Source organism: Pyrobaculum sp., from assembly GCF_049971835.1.
Classification (GTDB): Archaea; Thermoproteota; Thermoprotei; order Thermoproteales; family Thermoproteaceae; genus Pyrobaculum.
Genome location: NZ_JBMFKV010000173.1, coordinates 1 through 4088 on the forward strand (window position 1 = coordinate 1; position 4088 = coordinate 4088).

The 4088-nt window shown below is 54.7% G+C and carries 5 protein-coding genes and 1 pseudogene; 1 reads left to right on the forward strand and 5 read right to left on the reverse strand.

Going from position 1 to position 4088, the window contains the following annotated elements:
• From ACP5J3_RS11665 to ACP5J3_RS11675, 3 genes and pseudogenes are all read right to left on the reverse strand, one after another.
• Window positions 1-276, reverse strand: a pseudogene (locus ACP5J3_RS11665) (hypothetical protein); the annotation flags it as partial.
• 415 nt (window positions 277-691) lie between these two features.
• On the reverse strand, window positions 692-1948 hold the full coding sequence (locus tag ACP5J3_RS11670; protein WP_428495846.1) for a hypothetical protein: 1257 nt from the start codon (window positions 1946-1948) through the stop codon (window positions 692-694).
• 125 nt (window positions 1949-2073) lie between these two features.
• Window positions 2074-2343, reverse strand: coding sequence for a hypothetical protein (locus tag ACP5J3_RS11675; RefSeq protein WP_428495847.1), 270 nt, complete (start codon window positions 2341-2343; stop codon window positions 2074-2076).
• 283 nt (window positions 2344-2626) lie between these two features.
• Here ACP5J3_RS11675 and ACP5J3_RS11680 point away from each other — a divergent pair, with 283 nt between their 5' ends.
• On the forward strand, window positions 2627-2941 hold the full coding sequence (locus tag ACP5J3_RS11680; RefSeq protein WP_428495848.1) for a hypothetical protein: 315 nt from the start codon (window positions 2627-2629) through the stop codon (window positions 2939-2941).
• Window positions 2942-3020: 79 nt separating this feature from the next.
• On the opposite strand, the gene ACP5J3_RS11685 is transcribed toward ACP5J3_RS11680, so the two are convergent.
• Both ACP5J3_RS11685 and ACP5J3_RS11690 read right to left on the reverse strand, forming a co-directional pair.
• Entirely contained in the window at window positions 3021-3335 is a 315-nt protein-coding gene (locus ACP5J3_RS11685; RefSeq protein WP_428495849.1) for a hypothetical protein, read from the reverse strand.
• A gap of 181 nt (window positions 3336-3516) precedes the next feature.
• On the reverse strand, window positions 3517-3927 hold the full coding sequence (locus ACP5J3_RS11690) for a hypothetical protein (protein ID WP_428495850.1): 411 nt from the start codon (window positions 3925-3927) through the stop codon (window positions 3517-3519).
• Window positions 3928-4088: the final 161 nt, after the last annotated feature.

Genomic DNA, 4088 nt, shown 5'->3' on the forward strand with positions numbered 1-4088 from the left:
CACGTCGTCTACTACGCCTAACGTGGTTCTATACTCTGGAGCTGAAGAAAGTACTGATGGAGCGTCCGAGTCATCCCACTTATGCACATGTACGTCTATCTGCCACACTCCCATGTCGTCTGCGTATACGACCACCTCTCCCTTTGCAATCTTAACCGTCTTGTAGTCGCCATCTCTGACCTTGACAGTCAGCACGTCTACGTCGGGGTCGTAAAGCGCCACGGAGACGTCCCGCCACCTGGCGCGGCTACTGCCAACACCACCGTTGCGGCCCATATGAGATATAGGAGCCACGTCTAAAAAAATTTGTGCGGGAGGTGGCAGTGCCCTACTCCCGCTCAGAGTGGCAACCCGAGTTCACGACTTTATTACCATTTGGATGAGGATGTCACCTTTCATGAAGCTTCCGCTATCTGAATGTCCTTAACGCCATTTACGCCGCCCTGTCTATTTGTAACGGGAGTGAAAGCCGCCTACGCTCTACTGGCCATTTCGATGGTGGAATAACCGTTCTACTGCTGAGCTTCCTCTGCTACTATTTAAATGTGATACCTCTGTGTGTATGAGCCCGGAGCCGTTTCATGTTCATTCCGCCATTTAGATACGTAGTGAACCATTCCATGTTCTATCCCCATTTGATATAGAGAAACCATTCACGGGCGAAGTGAAAAAATGCGTGAGGTTAAAAAGTTTAAATGGAGTGCCAGTACTGGACTATGTCGATACCCAGGTGCTTGCGGTACCACTCGACTACTTGCAACACTGGTGGTTGCTTAAGGGCTTCCTCGACGTCGTCTACAAGTGGCGGTATGTACGCCCCGTGTGCGAGTATCGGCTTAGGCGGCCCTTGATAGATTCCGCGCACGATGTTGGCTACAGCGAAGGCGTGCTCTACCAACACCCTGGCTAGCCACCGCCAGGTTGCGTTCGCCGCCTTGGCCCTCGCCAGCTTCTGATCTATCCCTCTTTCTCTAAAGCGTTTTGTCAGCTCGTCTATTTTCGCCCGCGCCAGCTTGCCATACTTAGAGCCTCCGCCATAGACGATGAAGTACCTGGCTAAGATATACATATGCCTCATGAGCCGGTAGCTGACTGGGAACTTCTCTACATTGTACTTCGTCGCGTTGAGGCGGGTGGGGGCTACCTGCACAGCTGGGGCGCCACAGCGGGGGCAGACCCTGGCTGGCTCCTTTCCCCACCAGCCGCACTTATTCGAGCACACCGACACTGGGGCCAGGCCTACATACATCCACGCCTTGGCTACGTGTACCTTGTCCTCGACCTTCTCGTACAGCGCAACCAGCCTGGCGCTGTTCGCCACCCCTAGCCCCCTCACGAACTGGCCCCACGCGGTGTAGATGGGGTGGCTTCTGACCGTCTCCATCAACGTCGCGTTTATGATCTCCTCGCCAGTCTTCAGCATGGCGACGATCCCCTCGCTCATCAGACGCGAGGGGGCCTTCACCACGACTCCGCTCTCCGCCCCGCACACCGGACACGGGACGGAGACCTGCCTCCCTTCAAGAGCCGCCTTCGCCACTTCTTCGTACTTCCTCTCGCTCTTCCTCAGCCTAAAGGAGCTGGCCCTCTCTACGTATAGTAGCGTCTTGTGCCCCTGGGGGCACTGGGCGTAGACGCGGCGCGTGAACCTGTTCCATATCGCAGTCCTCAGCTTCTGCATGTCATCCCGCACGCTAATGACGTCGAGTAGCGTATCGGCGGAGCTGGCGAGCTCGCTAGCGTACGCCACGCCGAAGGCGCGCCTGAGCGACTTCAGCGCCTCTTCAACGCTCTGAGCTACGCCACTCCCGCCCACATAGCCGTGCTGTTGCAGAAGCGCCATTATTACGTCAGAATACGTCACCCTCCCGCGCTTAGGGATAGCCTGCCTAAGCCTATTCAGCGCCTCCCACACCTCCCCACTTACGTAGATGGCCTTCTTGCTCATAACGGATAGAAAATAACAGAAATTTAAAAGCTACCACCACGTAGAGGCCGAGCCGCTACAGTCGAAACCCGCCAGCCCAGCCCTGGAAGAGCTGGCCAGGCCCGGGCTGTTAGCTAGGCCTTTCGCTAGACCACCAAGAGGCTAGCGAGGTCGGCCGTGAAGAGATCTTCTGTCTCCACGCTCCACTCCCCAGACTCGTCCAGCTTCTTCTTCTGGAGGTACGCAACGAAGCCCTTTTCCAGTATTGGCACGCGCAGGCCACCCGCGCTAAGCCCCACAGCGAAGTTCATCCCAATGCCCCCAGCTATTTCGTACAGCAGGAAGGAGAGGAGGCCGAGGTCTAGATACTGTAGCCTGTGGGCCAAGCGCCTCCTCTGCCCAAAGGCGAAGAGCATGGCGTTCTTCTCGGCGAGCTCTGGGGGTAGACGCGCATGTCAGTAGATTCAATAGCGTCTCCGTGCAGACGCGAGAAGAAAGGGACGGTAGCCCTCACATCTGTGGCTACTAACCCCCTTTTAAAACTTCCCGGGCCTAGTAGCCACTTTCCTGACCTCCTCACCGGTCAGTGGCTCGTCGGCGCTCTTGCATGCGGGCTACGGAGATGAGGGTGGCGCGCCGAGTTGCCGAGGTGTTGCCACGTCCACGCCAAGGTTTTTAAAATCGTGGCCACCTCCTACCGTGAGAGCTCTGGAGATGGAAGTAGAGGAAGACAACAAAACCCTTACGCTAGCCTACAGAGAGGGCGTCAAGCCAGACGCGTTCGCCCTCGTCAGGTTTAGGCCCTTTGAGGTATTCCTCTGGAGAGGTGTCAGCCGCTACTTCCTCCTCCTCGTAGTGAGGGAGAAAACTAAGGCCAACTACGTCGAGGTGGCAGTCGACCTCACCTACCTGCCCAAAAACGTCCGCCTCCCCTCGGTAGGCAGGAACGAGAAGAGGTTGGAAAAGGAACCCTCTGGAATTGAGAACGGCTTCGCGCAACCGATCGTCCTGTAGAGGCCACGCCCCTTCTGTAGCCCGACTCTTCTATAGCCAACTGGCCTCCCCGCCCTAGGGGACGGTGGCTACAGCCGCCCTAAATGACAATGGGCTGGAACGCCTCGGAGACGAGGCCCGTGCGGTCTTTGGCTAGCTCCTCGCTGTCGTTGAATACGTGTAGTTGCGGCATGACTAGTAGCCTGAGAAGTGTCTTAAAGACGCTCTCGGCGCTTTCGCCGACCTGTACTATGTAGACCTCGCCACTGCGCGCTTCGAGCCACTCCACCGAGTAGTTATCGCCCCAGTCAAGCCACCCCACCCTGAAGAAGCCGCCTAAAGACGCGGACACCATACTTAGGGCCCTCCCACCCTCGCCACGTCTCAGTTCTAAGTTATGAAGCACGGCCCTCATACCTCTGTCTTCTTCGTTAGCAACTTTTTAAGCCATTACACGTGCCCCGCCCGATCACGAGGTCACCCTAGCCAGTGGCGAGCCACACATATCTGCAAACAATGGCCTGGCAGTGGGGAGCATGCCTAAAGTCTACATATTTATGCCCTGATCCCTACCCTTCAAGGCGGGGAGGGGCCAGTCATATGACGAGGAAGTCCTTTATGAAAAGTTTGAAATAATTGGTTTCTCTTCTCGCCTCGTCTTCTTCGTCTTCACTTCTTTTCTGAGATATGTTCTTTTCAACTTTGCTGTACTCCAAATGGGGAGTCTCTACTTTTACTTCTACTTCCGTCTGTTTCACCTGATCAAAAATAATATTATACCTCTCGCCATGCGGTGTGATGATGTAGCCATGTTCTATTTCTCCTTCTATTTGAGACGTACGCATAGTAAGCCATATCTGGAAACAATACGGAGACCAATAACACCGCCAACCAGTAGAATGTTCAACTATCGTATAATATGCCGTATCATAATAATATTTAGTCCGCTTCGCATAGTATCTAGTCCGCTTCTTTTCACTGAAAAACATTAGCTTTTCAGCCCGCATATCGTACTTCTACGTACTGTTTTAAATCTTGACCTACAGATAACCATGAAGGTTGCACGTCTGAAACGAAAAGTCGAGCGTGCACAGCCTCTTCTTTTCAGCGGTTGCCTATACTTTTGTGCTGTGAGCCACACCTCTCGTACAACTCGACAAGCGCCTCC